Genomic DNA, 22797 nt, shown 5'->3' on the forward strand with positions numbered 1-22797 from the left:
AAACGCGTCTTATTTTATAAAATTCTAATTATTCGTTCTTTTCTCCTATTTTCACCTCGAGATGGAGATCATTTAACTGCTTGTCACTGACACTGGATGGTGCGTTTGTCATCAAACAGCTTGCGCTTGCCGTTTTCGGGAAGGCAATCGTGTCACGAAGATTGTTTCGTTTGGCAAGCAACATGACAAGACGGTCTAATCCAAGGGCAATTCCACCGTGCGGCGGTGTGCCATATTCAAATGCATCCATTAAAAAGCCGAATTCCGCACGTGCTGCCTCCGGAGTAAATCCAAGTGCCGCAAACATTTTCTCTTGAATCTCGCGGCGGTAAATCCGCTGTGAACCGCCACCAAGCTCATAACCATTTAACACAAGGTCATATGCTTTCGCTCGAACTTCACCGGGTGCAGATTCTAATAGTGGAATATCCTCATCTTTTGGCATTGTGAAAGGATGATGCATCGCCACATAACGATCTTCTTCTTCGTCATGTTCCAATAGCGGGAAGTCTAATACCCATAGGAAATTTAATTGATTCTCGTCAATTAAGTTTAAATCTTTTCCGAGCTTCAGACGAAGTGCCCCTAGACTGTCGCTTACTACCTTCGGTTTGTCGGCGACAAATAAAAACAAATCGCCTGCCTCACCTGCGAGTGCCTGCAATAAAGCTACAGTCTCTTCTTCCGTAAAGAATTTGGCGATCGGCCCTTTTAAGCTATTTTCTTCGACTTTTAGCCAGGCAAGGCCTTTAGCCCCATAACGTTTCACGAATTCGGTTAATTGATCGATATCTTTTCGGGAATAGTTAGCAGCTTGTCCTTTCACATTTAATGCTTTAACCTCTCCGCCCGCTTGAACCGTATCGGCAAATACTTTGAAACCTGACTCCTTCACAAGTTCTGAGACATTGACAAGTTCCATTGCGAAGCGGGTATCTGGCTTATCTGATCCGTATCGGTCCATCGCTTCTTTATAGGTCATACGCGGAAACGGCGTTTCGATCTCTACATTTCTCGTTTCTCTCACGAGTTCAACCATCATCGCTTCCATCATGTTTAAAAGTTCTTCTTGTGTCATGAACGATGTTTCAATGTCGACTTGCGTAAATTCAGGCTGACGGTCGGCGCGCAAGTCTTCATCACGGAAACAGCGAACAATCTGGTAATACCGTTCAAAACCGGAGACCATCAATAATTGCTTAAAGAGCTGAGGCGATTGCGGCAATGCGTAAAATTGGCCTGGATGCACCCGGCTTGGAACAAGATAATCCCGCGCTCCTTCAGGTGTACTTTTGGTGAGCATCGGTGTTTCAATTTCAAAAAACTCGTTTTTGTCAAGGTAATCCCTGATCATTTTCGTTACTCGATGGCGGAGCTTAATTGTCTCTTGCATCATAGGGCGACGAAGATCTAAATAGCGATATTTTAATCTCACATCTTCATTGATTTCAATGTCATCACTAATCGAAAACGGTGGTGTTTTCGCGGCATTTATAATTTCGAGTTCTTCCGCTTGAATTTCGATTTTACCCGTTGCTAGTTTTTCATTGACGGTTTCAGGAGCCCGTTCAACAACCGTTCCTTTAACCGATAGCACATATTCGCTGCGGACTTTTTCCGCAAGCTCTATTGCCTCTTTAGACACTTCTGGATTAAACACGACTTGAACAATTCCTGAACGGTCCCGTAAATCGATGAAAATAAGCCCTCCAAGATCGCGGCGCTTTTGCACCCACCCTTGAAGCTGGACGACTTGCCCGATTTGTTTTTCGTGTAACTTTCCACACTGATGTGTTCTTGCTGGCATATTGTTTCTCCTCCTACATCCGTTCCTTTATAAACTGAATCACTTTCGTTAGCGGCACTTCCTCCTGTGCCCCTGTTTCCATTTCTTTTACAGAAATGACTCCGCTATTTAGCTCGTCATCACCAAGTACTGCAACAAATTTTGCATTCAGCCGATCGGCCGCTTTAAATTGTGCTTTCATTTTTTTATCAAGATAATCTTTATCAGCCGAGAGGCCCGCTTTGCGGAATTGGTAAAGCAAACCTGGCGCTTTTGCTTTTGGCTCTTCCCCCATCGTGACTAAAAATACATCAAGTTGTTCACGAATCGGAAGCGAAATACCTTCAGCATTAAGGGCCAAAAGCAGACGCTCAATGCTCATCGCAAAACCAATTCCCGGCGTCTTTGGCCCGCCTATTTCTTCGGCAAGTCCGTTGTACCTGCCGCCGCCGCATAACGTTGTAATCGCCCCGAATCCTTCCGCCTCACTCATAATCTCAAAAGCGGTATGGTTATAGTAATCGAGCCCGCGAACAAGCGCTGGATCAATGACATAATTCATTCCCATGCTATCAAGTGCCTGTTTAACTGCCTCAAAATAGTGGCGAGATTCCTCGTTCAAGTAATCATAAATGGAAGGAGCACTTCCCATTAACTCATGATCGCGGTCTTTCTTGCAGTCTAAAATCCTGAGTGGGTTTGTCTCAATTCGATTTTGGCAATCGTGGCAAAACTCTTCAATTCTCGGTTTAAAGTGAGCAATCAGCGCTTCTCTATGCGCTTTCCGGCTTTCTGAATCCCCGAGCGTGTTAATGACAAGACGTAAGCTTTTTAAACCGAGCTCTTCATAAACGGTCATCGCAAGTGAGATTATCTCGGCATCGATAGAAGGATCGGCGCTTCCTAACGCTTCAGCACCGAACTGGACAAATTGCCTCATTCTTCCTGCCTGCGGTCGTTCATAGCGGAACATCGGGCCATTATAATATAATTTCACCGGTTGCTGTGGTGCCCCAAATAATTTATTTTCCACAAATGCGCGAACGACAGGCGCAGTCCCTTCTGGACGAAGCGTCAAACTCCGGTCCCCACGATCCGTAAAAGTATACATTTCTTTTTGAACGATGTCCGTTGTATCTCCAACACTCCGTTTAAAAAGTTCGGTATGTTCAAAAATCGGCGTCCGTATTTCTTTGTAATTAAAACGGGCACAAATTTCACGTGCTTTTTGTTCGACATATTGCCAATGCTCAACTACACCCGGCAATAAATCTTGCGTACCTCTTGGAATTTGAATGTTCACTCTTATAACCTCCTGATACTACTAAAGGGTTTTTTATAGCAACAAAAAAACTCCCACCCCTATTTTCCGAAAAAATAGGGACGAGAGTATTTACCCGCGGTGCCACCCTGAATTGAAGCTTTCTACGCTTCCGCTCTTGCAAGTAACGTTTGCTTACGTCCAACTCTACAAGGTAATCCGTTCGAATTGAAACCTCTGGAGTGTCTTTCATTAAATCATCATGGGAATTGCTCACAGCCTAAGGCATTTCCTCTCTTAACATGTGGGGTTTAATTACTTTTCTCCGTCATTGGCAGTATTTTTTAGAATTGTCTTTTATCTTACTCATGAAGCAGAAATCTGTCAATAGTTTTAGCGATTAATTTTTTTCTTTAATTTTCGGACATGGTTTAGTGACAGGTTAAATTCTTCGGCAAGTTCAAGATTCGTTAAGCCCTGTTCTTTTTGTAAAAAATCATGAAAGTCAACGCCCATCATCTGATTAAGTCCGTTAGTTGTTTGATTTTCTCGATCACCTTGACGCATTGTACCGCTCCTTCACCTTTTTCTTTAGTGTTTCCAAAAGGTGAATTTTCAAACGGAGCGTTTTATTTAAGCCATTCTTTTGTATCTAAAATAAGCGTAACAGGACCATCATTGATAAGCGAAACGTCCATCATCGCACCAAATTCTCCGGTTTCTACTGTCAAGCCTTTTTCACGCAATTTTTCATTAAAAGCTTCATAGAGAGCACGTGCATATGTTGGCTTAGCCGCGCCTATAAAGCTCGGACGGCGCCCTTTTCGGGTGTCCCCATATAACGTAAATTGGGAGACGGATAATACTTCTCCTCCAACATCGATGAGAGACAGATTCATTTTTTGCTCGTCATCTTCAAAAATTCGCAAATTAGGAATTTTTTCAGCCAGTACTCTGGCATCGTCATCTGTATCATCATGGGTTACACCGACGAGAAGTAAAAGGCCGTGATTGATCTTTCCTACAATTTGGCCGCCTACCGTTACCGATGCCTGTTTTACACGCTGTAAAACGATTCTCATAACCGATCCCCTCTTCATTTATTGCATAATCCGTGTGACGGCATAAATATCCGGTATCCGCTTAATTCTTTCGACCACTTTCTGCAAATGGTTTACATTATGAATCGAAATCGACATATGGATTGTCGCCATTTTATTGCGGTCAGAGCGTCCCGAGACGGCCGTAATGTTCGTTTTCGTCTCGGCAACAGCTTGCAAGACTTCATTCAGCAAGCCGCGGCGGTCGAAACCATTGATTTCAATATCGACATTATAGCTTTTCGGCTGCTCAGAATCGCCTTCCCATTCAACGGAGAGAAGCCGGTCTTCCACGTCTTCTGTACTGACGTTGACACAATCCGCACGATGGACAGAAACGCCGCGTCCTTTTGTAATAAAACCGACAATTTCATCACCGGGCACAGGATTGCAGCATCTGGCCAGCCGAATGAGCAAATTGTCGATCCCTTTCACGACAATGCCGGTATCCGTTTTCTTTTTCGCAGGATAATTTTTTGATTCAACAACCTTTTCAATGACCTGGTCATTTTGCGCCGCCTGGTTTTGCCGGCGTAATTTTTCCGTCAGCCTTGTCGCAATTTGCGCGGCAGTAATGCCGTTATAACCGACCGCAGCATACATGTCTTCTTCATTTGAAAAATTAAATTTGCGGACAACGGCCTCGATGTTTTCATTTGTAAAGACATCTTTCAATTCGAACCCGTGATTTTTCACTTCTTTTTCAACGAGTTCCTTTCCTTTTGCGACATTTTCTTCGCGCCGTTCCCGTTTGAAAAATTGCCGGATTTTATTTTTCGCATGCGAGCTTTGCGTTATTTTTAGCCAATCCTGGCTTGGTCCGTAACTATGTTTACTCGTTAAAATCTCAACAATATCGCCCGTTTTTAATTTATAATCAAGGGTTACCATCTTTCCGTTTACTTTTGCCCCGATACATTTATTGCCGATTTCACTATGAATCCGGTAGGCAAAATCAATCGGGACAGATCCGGCCGGGAGTTCGAACACGTCTCCTTTTGGCGTAAAAACAAAGACCATGTCTGAAAACAAATCTACTTTTAGCGATTCCATAAATTCTTCAGCATCCGTCGCATCGTCTTGCCATTCAAGAATTTCGCGGAACCATGTCAATTTATCTTCAAAGCTGTTTTGCGGTGTTTTTTTCACGCCTTCCTTATAGGCCCAGTGTGCAGCAATACCGTACTCGGCAATTTTATGCATTTCCGCCGTTCGAATTTGCACTTCGAGCGGGTCGCCCTTCGGCCCAATAACGGTCGTATGAAGGGACTGGTACATGTTTGCTTTCGGCATCGCAATATAGTCTTTAAACCTTCCCGGCATTGGCTTCCAACATGTATGGATGATTCCAAGGACCGCATAGCAGTCTTTAATGCTGCTAACGATGACTCGAACGGCAAGGAGATCATAAATTTCGTTAAACTGTTTGTTTTGTTTTGCCATTTTGCGGTAGATGGAGTAAATATGTTTTGGTCGTCCGGAGATTTCCGCTTTAATATTTACATCTTTCAATTGATCGCGGATTTGATCCATGACTTTTTCGACATATTGCTCCCGTTCGGTTCGCTTTTGTTGCATTAAATTGACGATCCTGTAATATTGCTGCGGATTTAAGTATCGAAGCGCAATATCTTCAAGCTCCCACTTAATTTTTGAAATCCCTAGCCGATGGGCAAGCGGAGCGAAGATTTCAAGCGTTTCGTTCGCTTTTTGGATCTGTTTTTCTTTCGTCATATATTTTAATGTCCGCATATTATGCAAGCGGTCAGCTAATTTGATCAAAATGCAGCGAATGTCCTGAGCCATGGCGACAAACATTTTCCGGTGGTTTTCCGCCTGCTGCTCTTCTTTTGATTTAAATTTAATTTTTTTCAGCTTCGTAACCCCGTCGACAAGCATGGCTACTTCTTCATTGAATTTTTCGCTAATATCTTTCAAAGTAACAGGCGTATCTTCCACTACGTCATGAAGAAATCCGGCTGCAACGGTCACCGGATCCATTTGCAAGTCTACGAGAATGCCGGCTACCTCAACAGGATGCTGGATATAAGGATCGCCCGAATGACGCAATTGCCCTTCATGTGCATCCTTTGCGTATTCATAAGCACGCTCAATTAATTGTAAATCTTCATCAGATAAATAGTTCCCCGCTTTTTGTAACACTTCTTCAATCGTCATCGGATCACCTTGTCTAGAAATAGTATATAGCTTCTATTATCTTCAAAATCTTGTAGGCTGTAAAGGAGAACAACGAAATTTGTCGATTTTTCTTTATCCTATAATAAAAAAAGGCACTTGAGGAGTGCCTTTTTTTATTATATTAATATTGTGTTAACGTAAAAATGTCATAACCTGAAAGTTTATTGCGGCCGTCAAGATACGTGAGCTCGATCATGAAAGCGATCCCAACTACGATCCCGCCAAGTTTTTCTACTAGTTGAACGGTTGCATCAATCGTCCCGCCAGTCGCCAAAAGATCATCTGTGATGAGAACGCGCTGTCCCGGTTGAATCGCGTCTTTATGCATCGTCAACACATCTTTTCCGTACTCTTTCCCGTAGTCTACTTTCACCACTTCCCGAGGAAGCTTTCCATCTTTACGTACAGGAACAAAACCGATACCTAGCTTATAAGCGACCGGACAGCCAACGATAAATCCTCTCGCCTCTGGTCCAACGACAACGTCCGCCTGGACCTTCTCTGCATATGCGGCAATATCGTCAATTGCCTTTTTGTAAACTTCTCCATCTTGCATTAAAGTCGTAATGTCTTTAAAGCGAATCCCTTCCATCGGGAAATTTTCTACGACAGAAATATACTGTTTATAATTCATTTTTAAACCTCCTGTTTCATCTTACAAGCATGTTTATTTTTAAACCAATTTTTCAAATCGTTATAGGAGGAGTAAACTAGTTCATTTTCGATTTCCACTTGTTCTAATTTTCTCCTGTATGCATTTGACTCTTGTAAATCTTTTTTCTTCGGATGGTCATTTAAGTAAATCACACCATCCTTTATTGTAACAAATTCCAGCTCAAAAAACACCCTGGACATGAATTGGATCGTCTCAGCCGACCACCCTTTTAATCGAGCCAATTCGTTTCCGTTTTTTTGCAAATTAAATGTTTTTCGTTTGTAAAGAAATTTATAATACCAGCTAAAGTGGTCACGAGACGGAATCGTCGAGAAAAAATGGTCGTTATCTTGATGAAAAACGACGTAAGTTCGCTCTGGCACAGCCGTGTTTTCTAGCAGGCAATCGAGTTCTTCTTTCGTATTCGGGACATCCAGAAAAATGACATATTTGCCTTCAAACGCCGCTTCCTTATTTGACTGCGGCATAATGACGCGTCCCTTCCATTCATGAAGCCCAAACCGTTCAAGACTTTCTTCACGAAAAGCGATATAGACCGCTTTTTCTTCAGGAATGTCATGAATCCTCTTTTTAACATCCCTTATTCCGCGAAAATCGAAGAGCTGCCACTCATTAACCGCCATATCATGAATCATTAGCTGTGGCTTGCGGTAACCGTTCCATTCATTAATGGAAAGTTCACCAACGGCGGATACAGTAGAATGGTATGTCATTTCATCCATCAGGTCTCCTTTTTGAAACCCGATTGTATCAAGCACTGCTTGTCCATCGGTAAACTGCAATTTCAAATGATTAGACTGGCTTCCAATCTTTTTCATTTCCCGGATTTGCATGTCTTTAAGCAGCACTCTCGGAACAGGATTACTGACTCCAAATGGTGCAAGTTTGTTCATTTGTTCGATCGTTTCAATCGTAATATCTTCCAACCGGCATTCAATATCAACTTGTGTAATTGGCTTTAAATCCTCTTCCGCCAATTTTTCAAATGCCAACCGGTTTAAACGTTCTCTCAACTCATCAACATCATCGATGGCAAGCGTCATCCCCGCAGCCATTGGATGTCCCCCAAAATGCGGCAAAATATCACGGCACGTTGATAAATTTTCAAACATGTCAAATCCTTCAATGCTTCGCGCCGATCCTTTCGCCACCCCTTTTTCTTGATCAATGCTTAAGACGATCGTCGGCCGATAAAATTTTTCCACAAGCCTTGATGCGACAATTCCGATGACGCCAGGATTCCAATCTTCTTTTGCGACAACGAGCACGCGGTTTTCTTCCAGCGGAAAATTAGATTCGACGACATCAATCGCTTCCTTCGTCATTTCATTGACAATCGTCTGGCGGCTTTTGTTCATTTGATCAATTTCTTCGGCTAACAATTTCGCTTCCTCATGATCATCAGTAGTAAACAGTTCAACAGCGGGAATGGCCGAATCGAGGCGACCAGCAGCATTGACGCGCGGCCCGATCGCAAAACCGATATGTTCTGCATTTAAATCTTTATCATGCAAATCCGCTACCTTTAACAATGCTTTTAAACCCGGTTTATCCGTTTGTTTTAGTGCCTTGATTCCTTCGCGCGCTAATATCCGGTTCTCTCCAATAAGCGGAACAAGGTCGGCGATCGTTCCGATGGCGGCAATATCTAGCAACTTAAGCGGCGCTCGACCTAAAAGCGCATGTGATACTTTAAAAGCGACACCAACACCCGCAAGACCTTTAAACGGGTAAGGGCAGCCCGGCTTTTTCGGATTGATGATGCTATAGGCATCGGGAAGCACAGGCGGTGGTTCATGATGGTCCGTCACGATAAAATCCAGCCCAAGTTCTTTTGCGACTTGTGCTTCATGAACAGCGCTAATACCAGTATCGACCGTAATGATTAATTGAAAGCCCTCCTCTTTTGCCCAGCGAAGGGCATTTTCATTAGGGCCGTATCCTTCTGTAAAACGATTCGGGATATAGTAATCAAAATCCGCTTGTAATTCCTTTAACGTAAATACCATGACCGATGTACTCGAGACACCATCAGCATCATAATCTCCGAAAACGAGAATTTTTTCTTTATCGGAAATGGCTTTATGTATACGTTTAACAGTTACATCCATACCGTCCATTAAAAAAGGATCGTACAAATGATCCGATCCATCAAATAAAAAATGCTCTGCATCTTCCGGTGTGTCGATTCCCCGTGACACTAAAAGCTTTGCGAGAAGCTCTGGCAGTTTTAGTGAAGAGGCTATAGTTGCTGCTTTTCCTTCATCAACGGGCAGAACATTCCACCTCGTCTTCGCCTTTAACATAAAAATCACCTCTTAACTCGTTTATTATACTAGACGAGTTAGGAGGTGACAATGGACAATGTTTTGAAACCTATGCTTTATTCGTTGCGGGCTTTAATTTTTGTTTTTTCATTTGTTTGCTTTTCCAGACAAACCATACTTGCGAAGCGATGCAAATCGATGAATACGCTCCGAACACTAAGCCGATTAATAAGGCGATCGAGAAATTGCGGATCGATTCGCTTCCGAAAATAAGCAAAGCCAATGCCGCGATGACAACGGTTAAAACGGTATTGATCGACCGTGTAAACGTTTGGAGAATGCTGTCGTTGATCACTTTTGCCAGTTGTTCAGATGTTTTCACTTTCGATAGCTTCATATTTTCCCGAATCCGGTCAAAAACAACGATCGTATCATTGATCGAATAACCAACGATCGTTAGAACGGCGGCAACAAATGTAAGATCAACTTCAAGTCGCAAAATGCTAAATATAGCGATGATCATAAAGGCATCATGCAATAAAGCGATGATTGAAGCTAACGCCATAAGCCATTCAAAGCGGATGGAAACATAAATAATGATTCCGATCGAAGCGATCAATACGGCAAAGAGCGCATTTCGTGCCAATTCCCTTCCGATCATCGGGTCAACGGTGTTGGCATTCGTATTTTTATCCCCGTACTGCTCTTTCACTTTCGCGATTTCTTCTTTCGATAATACCCCTTTAAACGAGACACTGGCAATATTATCTTTTGCCCCGGATAAAACAACCGATTCGGGTTTTAATCCCATCTTTTCAAAATCATTTTTTATATCGATATCGTTTAGCCGATGATCACTCGTAATTTGCACACGGGTACCGCTCGAAAAATCGAGCCCCAGGTTTAATTTAAAAATGAACAAGCATAAAATGCCGGCAATCGTTATGATCGCAGAGAACATGAAGAAAATTTTTCGATGGTGCACAAAATCATATTTAAAGTTCACGGATGTCACGCTCCTTTACGCCAAAGTAACCCGGCTTCTTGTCAAGAACCCGGCTCTTCACCCAGAGTCCTAAGAAAATACGCGTTCCATAGACCGCTGTCAAAAAGCTGGCGAGGACGGAAATGATCAAGACGAGCGCGAATCCTTTAACAGAGCTTGTCCCAAAAGCAAATAATACGGCTGCCGCTAAGATCGTCGTAATGTTTGCATCAAAAATCGTCGTAAACGAGCGGCGATTCCCTGCCTTGAAGGCACTCATAACCGATTTTCCGCTCCGCATTTCATCTTTAATCCGTTCATAGGTGATAATATTGGCATCGACCGCCATCCCGATCCCGAGCACTAACGCCGCAATTCCTGGCAATGTAAGGACGGCGCCCATCGCATAAAAGAGAACGAGAATGAGCCACGTATAAATCGTTAAGGTAATAATGGCAATAAAGCCTGGAAAACGGTAATAGAACAACATAAACAAATAAATGACGGCTACGCCAATAAACGAAGCGAATAATGTGTCATGCAATGCTTCCTGTCCAAATTTCGCGCCTACTGACGTCGAGTACTTTTCAGATAGTTTTACAGGCAGCGAACCGGCATTTAAAATGTCCGCCAAATTTTGCGCTTCTTTTAAGGTGAAGTCACCCGTAATTTGAACATCTTTCGTGTTTAACACCTCATCCACCCTGGGAGCTGAAATAAATTTCGGCTTTTTTTTCGCCGCTTCTTTTTTATAGGAATCTCCTTTTTCAAAATCAAGCCAGATGACGAGCAAGTTTTTTCCAGGACCCATATCCTTTACCTTTTTCGTCACTTGAGCGAACTTATTCGCATCTTTTAATTTCAACGTAACAATCGGTCGGTTGGCCTGGTCATATCCGACTTTTGCCCCGCCGCCTTTTAAATCAGAACCGTCGAGGAGCACGTTGTCGTTCACATCACGAAACGTTAAATTCGCCTGCGTGGACAAAATCTTCCTCGCTTCGTTTTGATCTTTCACACCCGCGAGTTGAACCCGTATCCGGTCTTTTCCTTCAATCTGGATGTTCGGCTCGGATACGCCGAGGACGTTGATCCGGTTATTCAACGCCTGAACAGTACTGTTCAACGTTTCTTTATCGATTTTCTGGCCTTCTTTTGCCGGCTTGACTTGATAGAGGACTTCAAATCCTCCCTGAAGGTCGAGGCCAAGCTTAATCCCTTTAACGATTGGCCCTGTTGTAAATGCGATAAGTATTGCAAAGGCGGCTAAAAGGATAAAAAACGTAACGATATTGCCTTTTTTCTTCTTCATTAGCTGACTTTCCCCCTTCATGCTGAACTTACTAAAATACGAACCATTATGTATTGTAGTAACCTAAACTATTATATCGATTGGTGTTTTTTTCTGTCAATTTTATGTCGGTTGATGAACAATTTTTGCTCTTAAAGCAAAAATAAAGAGATCACCTCCCTACGGCTGACCTCGATAGAGCTCCGCATCTTTTTTATAAGCCTCTAATGTTAGCCAATTCATAAAATCATGGATCTTTAATGTAAGTATACAGTTAACGACTTCATACAATCTTCCTTGAAGCTTTTTCTTTTTTGACTGATGAAGGATAAATTCCCATAATTCATCTTCGGTAACACTTTCATACCCTAAACTGTGGAATTCCTCTAGCTTACTTATAATCGCAGGCTTTACATCCTCTTTCATCTGATCCATCTCATCTACAGCCATCAGGTTCACCCCTCTTTATTTATCATCGGCTTCTTTCCGTGAAATTAAAACTACTTGTCATGCTTTGTCCCACTCATCCATATAAATAGGTTAAGGATAGATGTCCTATTCTTTAGATTTCCTATTTGTTAAAGGCGGGGAGTTTGCATGTCAAAACAAACATTGGTTCAAGGGACTTTATTATTAATTTTAGCAGGATTAATTACAAAAGTGCTTGGATTTATTAATAGAATGGTCATGGCCCGCATTATGGGCGGCGAAGGTGTTGGACTTTATATGATGGCCGTCCCCACCTTTCTTTTAACGATCACATTAACACGGCTCGGACTTCCAGTCGCTATCTCAAAATTAGTCGCCGAAGCCGACGCACAGGGTGACCGTAAAAAAATTAAACGGATTTTAGTCGTTTCCTTAGCCATTACCGGTGTACTTAGTATTATTTTTACAACGATCATGATCTCGGCTGCCCCTATTTTAGCAAACTATTTCTTTACAGACCGGCGCACCTTTTACCCATTGATCGCGATCAGCCCTGTCATCCCTATTATTGCAGTCTCTTCGGTCCTGCGCGGTTATTTCCAGGGATTGCAGAATATGCGTCCTTCCGCTTATTCACAGGTCATTGAACAAATTGTCCGCATTACATTAGTTGCCCTATTATCCAGCCTGTTCTTGCCGTATGGTGTTGAGTATGCTGCAGCAGGTGCAATGATTTCCGTTATTTTAGGAGAAGCAGCCTCTCTTCTTTATATGTTTTCCATGTTTAAAATGAAAAAGACGATGAAAGTAAGAAAAGGGTTTTTCAACCAGTTGAAAGGAGGAAAATCAACATTCAAAGAATTACTTAACATCGCCCTTCCTACAACTGGAAGCCAGCTTATCGGCTCTGTTTCTTATTTTTTCGAGCCGATTGTCGTTGCCCGCAGTTTAGCCATTGCCGGCATTAGCACTGCCGTTGCCACGAGCCAATACGGTGAATTGGAAGGCTATGTCATGCCTTTATTGTTATTACCCACATTCATTACTTATTCGTTATCAATTTCGCTAGTCCCTGCCATTAGTGAAGCAAATGCAAATAAAAATTTCGTTTTAATCGAACATCGTTTAAATCAGGCGCTTCGTCTTTCGCTCATTTCAGGTGGAATCGCAGTTATTGTCACTTATGTATTTGCCGTTCCAATTATGGATTTAATGTATGATGCACCCTCATCCGCTTCTTATTTAAAAGTGATGACGCCGCTTTTCATTTTTCTTTATTTTCAAGGGCCGCTCCAGGCTGTATTACAGGCATTAGATCTTGCGAAAGCGGCGATGATCAATAGCTTGATTGGGGCGATCGTTAAATTAGCGGCGATATTCGTCATCGCTTCAAGACCTGAATTCGGAATTATGGGAGCAGCGATTGCCATTGCCTTAGGGACAGTCGTGGTCACCCTGCTTCATTTTGCAACCGTTGTAAAAGCGATAAGTTATACGATTGTCATAAAAGACTATATAAAAGGCTTCTTATGTATTGTCGTAACTGCTTTATTTGCCGCTTTTCTTTATCGTTATATATTTCCGATGTATAATCAGCTCATCGGAACATTATTGTGCGTTTCAATCACTACATTCTTTTATCTACTTTGCCTTTTCCTCTTTAAATTAATTAAACGCGAAGATTTAGGCCATTTCCCGATCATTAAAAGATGGATATAAAAAATAACCTTTTTTGGACAAAAAGGTTATTTTTTTTCATCCTTTAGATCAATAATCAATTGATCATGATCATCAATTACGCAAAAAGAGATGTTTTTTATATCTTTTATTCCTAATTTCTTTAATTCGCGCCGTAACCAGAAGGGGGTTTTCCCGAATTTTTCTAAATGATCTTCCTGAATTAACCCATCTAAAATAACGGGAAGCATTAATGTTTCATCTTTTTTTATGACGGATAATTTTCCCGTCGATTCTAAAATGCCGAATTCAACATCCGTTAAATTTTTAATGTTGTTTTCTCTCAGTTGGATCATTAGATCATCGAAATTATATCGCTGTTTCCTCATTTCATGCTCATCAATTTTTCCATGGTTGATAATGACCGACGGCTTTCCATCCACCAGTTCTCTCACTTTTTTACTTTTTAAAGAAAATAAAGCAAGAATCAGTTGAATCGCCATCAGGACAAAAATAGGGATTAGAGAGTATAACATTGGAAGCTTTGGGTCTTCAATAGCAATGACCGCTATTTCGGCAATCATTATCGAAACAACAAAATCGACGATGCTTAATTTCCCGATTTCACGTTTTCCCATAATTCGAAAGACGACAATGATTAGAAAATAAATGACAAGCGTTCGCAAAATAATTGTATAATATTCCAATGCCTACCCTCCTTTCCTTTTTCATATCAATGGTTAGTGTGACCATTGCAACATCTATTCATAAGTCGCAGGTTTTGGAAATCGTAAATTGGCGATATTTACTTCTATTTTTCAAACAAGCGAATATGGTTATACAAAGGACAAGTTTTTAAACAAAAAATGAGGAGGAAATATAAATGGAGACAAGGCATATGGGATCAGCTATTGTCAGAGGCTTAATCACAATTCTTATTTTAATATTATTAAGCAGCGTTATACTTTCATTAATTCTTCGCTTTTCTTCAGTTACCGAATCGAAGCTTAACTGGGTGACGTTAGCTTTATCACTCATTTCATGGTTTATAGGCGGGTTTGTCTCAGGGAAAAGCGGAAAGGAAAAAGGCTGGCTTTTAGGCGCTACGACCGCCATTGTCTTTTCTCTTCTCGTTTTTCTCGTTCAATTTCTTGGATTTGATAGCACGTTTAATTCCAAGCAATATATGTATCACGGCATTTTTCTGCTTTTAAGCATACTTGGCGGCATTATGGGCGTTAATTCAAGCCAAAAATAAAAAACCCGCTACTCGCGGGTTTTAGTTTTTATGATTGTTCTACTGTTTGCCTGATCGCATTTCGATCAAACGTTAATGTTGCGTTATGGCAACGGATGACGACTGTGTTTTCTTCAATCGCTTCAATCGTTCCATGCAAACCGCCAATCGTGACAACTTTGTCCCCTTTTTTCAGGCTAGCCTGCATTTGCTGTACGGCCTTTTGTCTTTTTTGGTTTGGCCGAATCAACAAGAAATAAAAAATGACAAACATTAAAAGAATCGGCAACAAGCTTACTAACGAGCCTCCCATTTTATTCCCCCCTTTCAAGCAGTCCAATGATTATTAAAAGTTTTTAGCGTCAGGTTTATTAAATCCGTATTGTTCAAAAAATTCGTTACGGAAATCAAGCAAGCGGTCTTCGCGAATAGCTTGTTTTACCTGCTCCATTAAGTTTACCAAAAAATAAAGGTTATGGTAACTTGTAAGTCTAAATCCAAACGTTTCATTACACTTCACTAAATGGCGAATGTATGCGCGTGAATAGTTTTTGCACGCATAACAATCGCAATGTTCATCGAGCGGCCTGTAGTCATGGGCATATTTCGCATTTCGAACGACGAGGCGTCCCTTGCTCGTCATGCATGTCCCATTTCTTGCAATGCGGGTAGGCAAAACACAATCAAACATATCAACACCGCGAATAGCACCGTCAATGAGAGAATCAGGAGACCCAACCCCCATCAAGTAACGCGGTTTATTTTGCGGCAATAATGGTGTCGTAAATTCGAGGACGCGGTTCATAATGTCTTTTGGTTCGCCAACGGATAGTCCGCCAATGGCGTATCCAGGGAAGTCAAGAGATACGAGAGATTCCGCGCTCAATTTACGAAGTTCTTCATATTCCCCGCCCTGTACGATTCCGAATAACGCTTGATCTTCAGGCCGTTTATGTGCGTTAAGGCAGCGCTCCGCCCATCTTGTTGTCCGTTCAACAGAAGCCTTCATATACTCAAATTCAGCTGGATATGGCGGACATTCGTCAAACGCCATCATAATGTCCGACCCGAGAGCATTTTGGATTTCCATTGCACCTTCTGGACTTAAAAATAGCTTTTCCCCACTTAAATGATTGCGGAAATGAACGCCTTCTTCAGTTATTTCGCGAAGGTCGCTCAGGCTAAACACTTGAAAACCGCCAGAATCGGTTAAAATCGCCCGATCCCAGTTCATGAATTGATGAAGACCACCGGCTTCGCGAACAATTTCATGTCCCGGCCTTAGCCATAAATGGTACGTATTGCTTAAAATAATTCCGGCACCAATTTCTTTCAATTCTTCCGGGCTCATCGTTTTTACAGTGGCAAGTGTCCCGACCGGCATAAAGACTGGTGTTTCGATAACTCCATGCGGGGTATGGAGCTTCCCAAGACGCGCTCCTGATTGTTTACATGTTTTAATTAATTCATAGCGGACAGCGGCTGTCATTCGTGATTCTTTCTCCCTTCCAAAATAAGCATGGCGTCACCGAAACTGAAAAATCGATAGTTATTTTTAACGGCTTCATTATATGCCCTCAATACATTTTCTCTGCCTGCAAGTGCACTAACGAGCATAATCAATGTTGATTTCGGCAGATGGAAGTTTGTGATCATTCCATCGATCGCTCGAAATGTGTAGCCCGGATAAATGAAAATATCGGTCCAGCCTGAATCTTCATGGAATTCGCCATTAAATTTTTGCGCGATCGTCTCGAGCGTTCTTGTACTTGTCGTCCCGACAGAAATGATCCGTCCTCCTTCTTTTCTTACGCGGTTCAAAAGGTCTGCTGTTCCTTTTGTCATTTGATAAAATTCCGCATGCATATCATGCTCTTCAATCTTTTCAACCGAAACTGGCCTGAATGTACCGAGTCCGACGTGCAGGGTGATGAACGTCACATGAACACCTTTCTTTTGAATGTCTTCCAGCAATTCGGTCGTAAAATGTAATCCAGCAGTTGGAGCCGCCGCCGAACCCTGATGAACGGCATAAACGGTCTGATAACGGTCCTTTTCTTCCAACTGTTCTTTTATGTATGGCGGCAAAGGCATTTCTCCTAATGAATCGAGGATTTCATAAAAAATCCCTTCATAGCTAAATTTAAAAATTCTTCCACCTTGATCGGTTTCCTTTATGCAAGTCGCTTTAAGACGACCATCTCCAAAAGAAACAACCGTTCCGGCCTTTACCCGTTTTGCCGGCTTCACAAGCGTCTCCCATTGATCGTCTCCAATTTCTTTCAATAAAAGGACTTCGATCTTTGCTTTCGTATCTTCTTTTTCACCGTAAAGTCTTGCGGGTAATACTTTCGTATCGTTCAATACTAAACAATCGCCCGGCTCGAAATAGTCAATAATATGTTTAAATTGGTCATGCATTACTTCGCCTGTCGCCGGATCCAACACCATCAGCCTGGAAGCAGTCCGGTCTTTCAGCGGCGTTTGCGCAATTAGCTCTTCGGGCAAGTGAAAGTCAAATAAATTGATGTCCATTTTTAATCTTCACCTTACTTTTTTTCTGTTACTTAAAACGTCCGATAATGTAAAAAATCAATGATAACAATATACTGGCGACAATGCTTGTCACAATGGGAAAATATATAGTTGTGTTCCCTTTTTTGAATACGATGTCACCTGGCAATTTTCCTATAAATGTCCATAGTCCCCCGATAATAATAAAGATTATACCAACGAGAATCAATAATTTGGACATATTCATTGCAATTTGGGCGCCTCCATTCCAAAGTAGTCATACACGTTAGCCGTTACCATTCTCCCTCTTGGCGTCCGCTGCAAAAAACCGATTTGCAAAAGGTAAGGCTCATATACATCTTCAATCGTGTGCGCCTCTTCCCCAATTGTTGCTGCAATTGTCTCTAAACCAACAGGACCGCCTTTATAATGGTTAATGATCCCTTTTAATAATTTATGGTCAATATGATCCAATCCTAAACGATCGACTTGCAACAATTCAAGCGCTTTAATGGTAAGCGGAAGTGTTGCAACCTTATTCCCCTCGACCTGGGCAAAATCACGAATCCGTTTAAACAGGCGATTGGCAATACGTGGTGTTCCCCGCGACCTTCTTGCTATTTCGCTTGCAGACTCATGTTCAATCTCCATTCCAAACACTTCTCCGGTTCGTTTTACAATTTCGGTTAAGTCTTCATTTGTATAATACTCAAGTCTTGCCATTACCCCAAATCGGTCCCTTAACGGTGCGGACAAGGACCCGGCTCTTGTTGTTGCGCCAACGAGCGTAAATGGAGGAAGGTCAAGCCTGACAGATCTTGCTGTCTCCCCTTTTCCAATTACAATATCAAGGCAAAAGTCTTCCATTGCCGAATAAAGAATTTCTTCAATCGCCCGCGAAAGCCGATGAATTTCATCAATAAAAAGAACATCTCCCGCTTCAAGAGAAGTTAAAATGGCGGCAAGATCCCCCGGCCGTTCAATGGCCGGACCGCTCGTCGATCGAAAGTTGACATTCATCTCATTTGCAATAATGGCAGCCAGTGTCGTTTTTCCTAATCCTGGAGGTCCATATAATAAACAATGATCAAGCGGCTCATTTCTCATTTTCGCCGCTTGAATGAAAATCCGCAAATTTTCTTTAACCTTTTTTTGGCCAATGTATTGATGCAAAAATTCCGGCCTTAAGCTTAGTTCATATAATTCTTCTTCATGATTTCCTTCAGAAGATAAAAGCCTCTCATCCATATGAATCACACTCCTAACGATTCACAAGCTTTTGTAACGCTAACCGGATATATTGGTCCGTTGTCATTTCTTCTTTTTTCAGCTCAGGTAATATTTTGTTAATTTCTTTTTTCGCATACCCTAAAGCCGCCAGCGCTTCGATCGCTTCTTCAAGACTTTCCGATGGTTCAACCGGTACATTAGCAAAAAGGCCTTCTTCAGGAACGTCGGAGGCAAAATCGGATAACTTCCCTTTTAAGTCAAGAATCATTTGCCGCGCCGTTTTCTTGCCTACTCCGGGAAACTTGATTAAAAAGGCCTCATCTTCCTTTTCGATCGCCGAAATGACTTGTTCCGGCCGACCGAAAGCGACAATAGCTAAAGCCCCTTTTGGCCCGATTCCCGAAACATTTAACAATTTAATGAAAAGATCCCGCTCTTTTCTTGTTTTAAATCCGTAAAGTGCAAGAATGTCCTCTCTGACATATTGATAAGTATAGATCGTCTCTTCATTGTCCAATTGATAAATAAACGGATTAGGGCAAAGAATTTTATATCCAATTCCCCCGGTTTTAATTACAGCATATTCTGCACATATGTATTCAATCGTTCCTCTTATATTTTCAATCAAAATTTCTTCTCTCCCACAAAATGCCGAGCATATGTTTTTATATTATCATACCATAGAGGAAGTTCGGACAAAAGAAAAAAAGAGAACAGCTCGAAACTGTTCTCTTATCTAACGTTGTTTTGGAAAGGACGTTTTACCGCATTTGTTATATCATTTAAAATCGCATTGACATCAGAAGACACTTCATTGTATGGTCGTCCCTGGCGCAGTCTTTTATCCACATTTTTAATTCGATTGACAACCGCTTTATCGGAAACGACATCAACATCTCGATTCGGTACCATACGTTTTACCGCATCATGAACCTTATCATCCAATGTTCGGTTACGAATATGTTTTGGTGTATATCCTACAATGACGGTGTTATCAGTAATAATAACGTGTGCATCGTTTACATCCTTCATAGCCGTAACTTTATCGGTAATTCGTTTGGCAAGGGCCCCGTTATAATTCCTGTCATAAGAAGTGACATTCATACGGTTATCCGTAATCGTTGTGCCAGGTCTTCTTGTTACATCATAACGGTCATTATCCGCCATATCTGTAATCGGACCTTTTGTTAAATCATAACGGTTATCTGGTTCATTTGTATAGTATCCAATCGGTCTTACATCATTATTGTAACGCGTATTTAACGCATTTTTTTTCGTATTACATCCCGCAAGTCCTGCTGCCAATGTTAAAACCGTTAAACCACAAACCATTTTCTTCAATGCAAAAAACCTCCTTTCACCAATAGAATGGCTTTTGGAGACCTTTCTTACACTGTTAGTTTTAGGTAACTTTTCCTCATGACAATTCTTTCATGAGTTTTTCTATAAATTTTTTCCGGTAGCCAAAATCATCTTTCGTAAAACGGATCATTTCACTTAATTCGTTTTTATTTCTTCTTTCCAATACGCGGTTCCATTCCCGGTACAAATCCGTCGGGAAAACCAGGGCAATTAAAAACCAGCGTTTTTCAAGGCAAGATTCAAGTACGGCATGATTTAATTTTTTCAAAAGTTGGTTTGACCAGTTCCAATAAGGCATGCATCGATTAACGTATTGAAGATAATCATATTCGTGAGGAACAACCGATAATAAATCATAATCAATAAGAATCACTTTTTTTTCCGAAAGACGAATGAAATTATGAGGTGCGACATCTCCATGACAGACGTACCCATGTTGTCTTGCGGAATTTTCAAGCTCAATTAATTCCGTTTTTGGAAGATGCTCTAACGACCATTTCCCCCATTTCATCATTTCCTTTAATTCATTTCGCATCGAATCGGATACTCTTGTTTTCGTTACATTTTCAACAAATTTATTATGGCGCTTCTTCCATTTTTTATACAAATTATAAGTCGGCAGCGATGCTAAAAGGGGGCCGGTGCCATGCAACGTGCTTTGTTTATGAAATTCATGAATGCACCTTAGACCGTGCTTAACATCACGAAAATATTTTAAATCAAGACCACTTCCCGAATAATAAGGCATAATGCCCCAATACATATTTTCTGAATACATGATTCTTTTTCGATTTGGATAGATTGTATATGTCCCGATTGAAGGATCTTTGAATTGGGAAAACCAATTGGATAACTCCAATTGATTTTTGCACTCATCTTTTGATTGAAAACCTTTTAATACGAAATTTTGAAATCTCGTTTCAACCATGCAAACATTCCATTTGATAAAATAATACGACTGAACATCTAATCCCATTGAAATTAAGCTGTTTAAAAAGAGACGATTTCGCCCGAAACCGTCTCCATATCCTTTATTGTTCATCGTTCTCTCCATGCATTTTACCTGGTTCATTTTTCGCTTGAGCCTGGCTGTATGGATTTGGCATGTTTTCGGACATATTTGCATGCATTCCCGCGAATCCTCTCGGCTGCATCGTCACATCAGGAGAGGTCGGCATTGGTTCATACATCTGTGGAACCTGGCTATATTGGGACATAAACGGCATTTGGTAACCGCCGTAATAATCCATTGGTATTCTCGTTTCGCCTGAAGGCATTTGCCCCGGCATCATTTGTGGATGATAGCTTCCATACATGTCATATTGCGGTCCGGATGGAGAATACATCGATCCATGTGTCGGTGCCGGCATTTGGCCATATGATGGTCCACCCGGTATTTGACTATGGGACATTTGCTGCGGCCCTTGCGGCATATATGGACTTCCCATTGGTGATCCTGCCTGTTGCTGACCTGTTCCCATTGTTCCATAAGGTGAAGCACCTCCTCCATAAGGTGCAGGCGGCATATAAGGAGCAGTTCCTGAATACGCTGGCTGGCCGCTTTGAACATGTGTCATTCCCTGATCCATTCCCGGCGTCTGCATTGCCTGATAGTCATGACCAGGCATCGTATACTCTTGCGGCGGGTCAAGATGTCCATAAGGCTGGCCAAACATTGTTGGCATCCCTGTGTACATTTGATTCATCATTGTCGAAGATTCTTCAATAAGAAATGGATGTTTTGCGAGATGAAGATCCATCCCATCTTTCCCATATTCCTGGTTTGGCGCCATATACATAGGTGGAACATAATTTATATTTTGTGGATAAGGAGCGGGATTCGGGTGACTCCAGTGCAAGTTTGGTGGTATGGATGAAGATTCCGCAAGTCCGATGAAATCTTTTTCATGCATAGGTGTTAATGGTTTCGGTATATACATTGGCTGCATATCTTTAGAAGGATGAATCGGCGCAGCAGGAATTTCGGCTTTTCCCGGCACCGGTGCAGCGGGCATTGCTGCTTTCCCTGGCATAACCGGAATTGGCGCGGCGGGCATTTCCGCCTTACCTGGCATGACCGGAATTGGATGAGCAATTGGCGGCATTGGTAGAGGGATATCCTTTTTAGCCGCTTCTTTTTGAACAACGACATCTTTTTTAGGAGGCACTGTTTCTTTCAGTGGGACATTTTTAGGAATCTCTTCTTTTATCGGTATATTTTTTGGAATTTCTTTTGCTGGTACTTCTTTTTTTACTTCTTTCGGCACTTCTTTTTTCGGCATAAATTTTGGCACAACTTTTGGAATAACTTTCGGCACTGCTTTTGGCACTTCTTTTTTTAGAAACTCTTTAAGAGGCTGTTCCTTTTTCGGAGCTTCTTTTTTTGGCACTTCCTTTTTCGGTGCTTCTTTTATCGGCATCTCCTTTTTAGGCATTTCTTTTACCGGCATTTCCTTTTTAGGCATTTCTTTCGGTGCCTCTTTTTTAAACCCCGGCATTTTAAATGGCGTTTTCTTTTTTTCATAACGATTGATCACAACTTCCGGTGACGGTATTTTCACTTTCGAACCGCGTTCAAGTTCCCCTGTGCCAATACCGATATTTACATTTTTAATTTCTTCAACGGAGACATTGTATTTATTTGCAATTTTCTCTAACGTATCTCCTTTTTGCACAATGTGAATTCTCACGAGAACAAAACTCCCTCCTGCCAAATTTCTTTACAGTATATGAAAAATTAGGCATTTTGCTACTCACATTTCGTCCTCTACAAATTTATGCCT

Annotated in this window: 20 protein-coding genes, 1 pseudogene and 1 other annotated feature; of the genes and pseudogenes, 2 read left to right on the plus strand and 19 right to left on the minus strand. The window is 41.6% G+C overall.

The genetic code is table 11. The features are described 5' to 3' along the window. Positions 1-28 precede the first annotated feature (28 nt). The 9 genes and pseudogenes from aspS to H538_RS0103565 all read right to left on the minus strand — a co-directional run bounded on the left by aspS (position 29) and on the right by H538_RS0103565 (position 12015). Complete coding sequence (gene aspS / locus H538_RS0103525; RefSeq protein ID WP_026676410.1) at positions 29-1807, minus strand: aspartate--tRNA ligase; 1779 nt, start codon at positions 1805-1807, stop codon at positions 29-31. Positions 1808-1820: 13 nt separating this feature from the next. After that, complete coding sequence (gene hisS / locus H538_RS0103530) at positions 1821-3089, minus strand: histidine--tRNA ligase (RefSeq protein ID WP_026676411.1); 1269 nt, start codon at positions 3087-3089, stop codon at positions 1821-1823. Positions 3090-3162: 73 nt separating this feature from the next. Continuing rightward, positions 3163-3388 (minus strand) — a binding site (T-box leader). Positions 3389-3440: 52 nt separating this feature from the next. Beyond that, positions 3441-3614 (minus strand): winged helix-turn-helix domain-containing protein, encoded by a 174-nt coding sequence (locus H538_RS26360; RefSeq protein ID WP_026676412.1) that lies wholly within the window; start codon positions 3612-3614, stop codon positions 3441-3443. Between the two features lie 62 nt (positions 3615-3676). Beyond that, on the minus strand, positions 3677-4129 hold the full coding sequence (dtd, locus tag H538_RS0103540) for a D-aminoacyl-tRNA deacylase (RefSeq protein ID WP_026676413.1): 453 nt from the start codon (positions 4127-4129) through the stop codon (positions 3677-3679). Positions 4130-4147: 18 nt separating this feature from the next. Continuing rightward, positions 4148-6325 (minus strand): RelA/SpoT family protein, encoded by a 2178-nt coding sequence (locus H538_RS0103545; protein ID WP_026676414.1) that lies wholly within the window; start codon positions 6323-6325, stop codon positions 4148-4150. Between the two features lie 142 nt (positions 6326-6467). Then, on the minus strand, positions 6468-6980 hold the full coding sequence (locus tag H538_RS0103550) for an adenine phosphoribosyltransferase (protein WP_026676415.1): 513 nt from the start codon (positions 6978-6980) through the stop codon (positions 6468-6470). A gap of 2 nt (positions 6981-6982) precedes the next feature. Further along, complete coding sequence (recJ, locus tag H538_RS0103555; RefSeq protein WP_026676416.1) at positions 6983-9328, minus strand: single-stranded-DNA-specific exonuclease RecJ; 2346 nt, start codon at positions 9326-9328, stop codon at positions 6983-6985. Positions 9329-9398: 70 nt separating this feature from the next. Next, positions 9399-11586: pseudogene (gene secDF, locus H538_RS23000) on the minus strand (protein translocase subunit SecDF). 159 nt (positions 11587-11745) lie between these two features. Further along, positions 11746-12015 (minus strand): post-transcriptional regulator, encoded by a 270-nt coding sequence (locus tag H538_RS0103565; protein ID WP_051291246.1) that lies wholly within the window; start codon positions 12013-12015, stop codon positions 11746-11748. A 147-nt stretch (positions 12016-12162) separates the two neighbouring features. Between H538_RS0103565 and spoVB the strand changes: the two genes are divergently transcribed. Beyond that, positions 12163-13713 carry a stage V sporulation protein B gene (spoVB, locus tag H538_RS0103570; protein ID WP_026676418.1) on the plus strand — a complete coding sequence of 517 codons (1551 nt, stop codon included), beginning with the start codon at positions 12163-12165 and terminating at the stop codon, positions 13711-13713. Positions 13714-13739: 26 nt separating this feature from the next. On the opposite strand, the gene H538_RS0103575 is transcribed toward spoVB, so the two are convergent. Next, positions 13740-14378, minus strand: a complete 639-nt coding sequence (locus H538_RS0103575; RefSeq protein WP_026676419.1) for a DUF421 domain-containing protein — start codon at positions 14376-14378, stop codon at positions 13740-13742. 176 nt (positions 14379-14554) lie between these two features. On the opposite strand from H538_RS0103575, the gene H538_RS0103580 reads away from it, so the two are divergent. Next, positions 14555-14929, plus strand: a complete 375-nt coding sequence (locus tag H538_RS0103580) for a TIGR04086 family membrane protein (protein ID WP_026676420.1) — start codon at positions 14555-14557, stop codon at positions 14927-14929. A 28-nt stretch (positions 14930-14957) separates the two neighbouring features. On the opposite strand, the gene yajC is transcribed toward H538_RS0103580, so the two are convergent. The 9 genes from yajC to H538_RS24985 form a co-directional block, all read right to left on the minus strand. Further along, positions 14958-15221: a preprotein translocase subunit YajC gene (gene yajC, locus H538_RS23005; RefSeq protein WP_035350001.1), complete on the minus strand. Its 264-nt coding sequence runs from the start codon at positions 15219-15221 to the stop codon at positions 14958-14960. A gap of 33 nt (positions 15222-15254) precedes the next feature. Next, entirely contained in the window at positions 15255-16397 is a 1143-nt protein-coding gene (gene tgt, locus H538_RS0103590; protein WP_026676421.1) for a tRNA guanosine(34) transglycosylase Tgt, read from the minus strand. Continuing rightward, complete coding sequence (queA, locus tag H538_RS0103595; RefSeq protein WP_026676422.1) at positions 16394-17443, minus strand: tRNA preQ1(34) S-adenosylmethionine ribosyltransferase-isomerase QueA; 1050 nt, start codon at positions 17441-17443, stop codon at positions 16394-16396. The genes tgt and queA overlap by 4 nt, the downstream gene beginning before the upstream one ends. 28 nt (positions 17444-17471) lie before the next feature. Then, positions 17472-17663 (minus strand): DUF2905 domain-containing protein, encoded by a 192-nt coding sequence (locus tag H538_RS0103600; RefSeq protein ID WP_081412581.1) that lies wholly within the window; start codon positions 17661-17663, stop codon positions 17472-17474. A gap of 2 nt (positions 17664-17665) precedes the next feature. Continuing rightward, positions 17666-18670, minus strand: a complete 1005-nt coding sequence (ruvB, locus tag H538_RS0103605) for a Holliday junction branch migration DNA helicase RuvB (protein WP_026676424.1) — start codon at positions 18668-18670, stop codon at positions 17666-17668. Positions 18671-18683: 13 nt separating this feature from the next. Further along, complete coding sequence (gene ruvA / locus H538_RS0103610; RefSeq protein WP_026676425.1) at positions 18684-19280, minus strand: Holliday junction branch migration protein RuvA; 597 nt, start codon at positions 19278-19280, stop codon at positions 18684-18686. Positions 19281-19384: 104 nt separating this feature from the next. Beyond that, a complete protein-coding gene (locus H538_RS0103615; RefSeq protein WP_245595191.1) occupies positions 19385-19984 on the minus strand; it encodes a YhcN/YlaJ family sporulation lipoprotein in 600 nt (199 codons plus the stop codon). An 85-nt stretch (positions 19985-20069) separates the two neighbouring features. Continuing rightward, positions 20070-21056, minus strand: a complete 987-nt coding sequence (locus H538_RS0103620; RefSeq protein WP_026676427.1) for a protein kinase family protein — start codon at positions 21054-21056, stop codon at positions 20070-20072. After that, positions 21046-22704 (minus strand): LysM peptidoglycan-binding domain-containing protein, encoded by a 1659-nt coding sequence (locus H538_RS24985; protein ID WP_026676428.1) that lies wholly within the window; start codon positions 22702-22704, stop codon positions 21046-21048. Before H538_RS24985 ends, H538_RS0103620 begins: the two co-directional genes overlap by 11 nt. Positions 22705-22797: the final 93 nt, after the last annotated feature.

The sequence above is a fragment of the Fictibacillus gelatini DSM 15865 genome (assembly GCF_000430745.1).
In the GTDB taxonomy this organism is placed as follows: Bacteria; Bacillota; Bacilli; order Bacillales; family Fictibacillaceae; genus Fictibacillus_A; species Fictibacillus_A gelatini.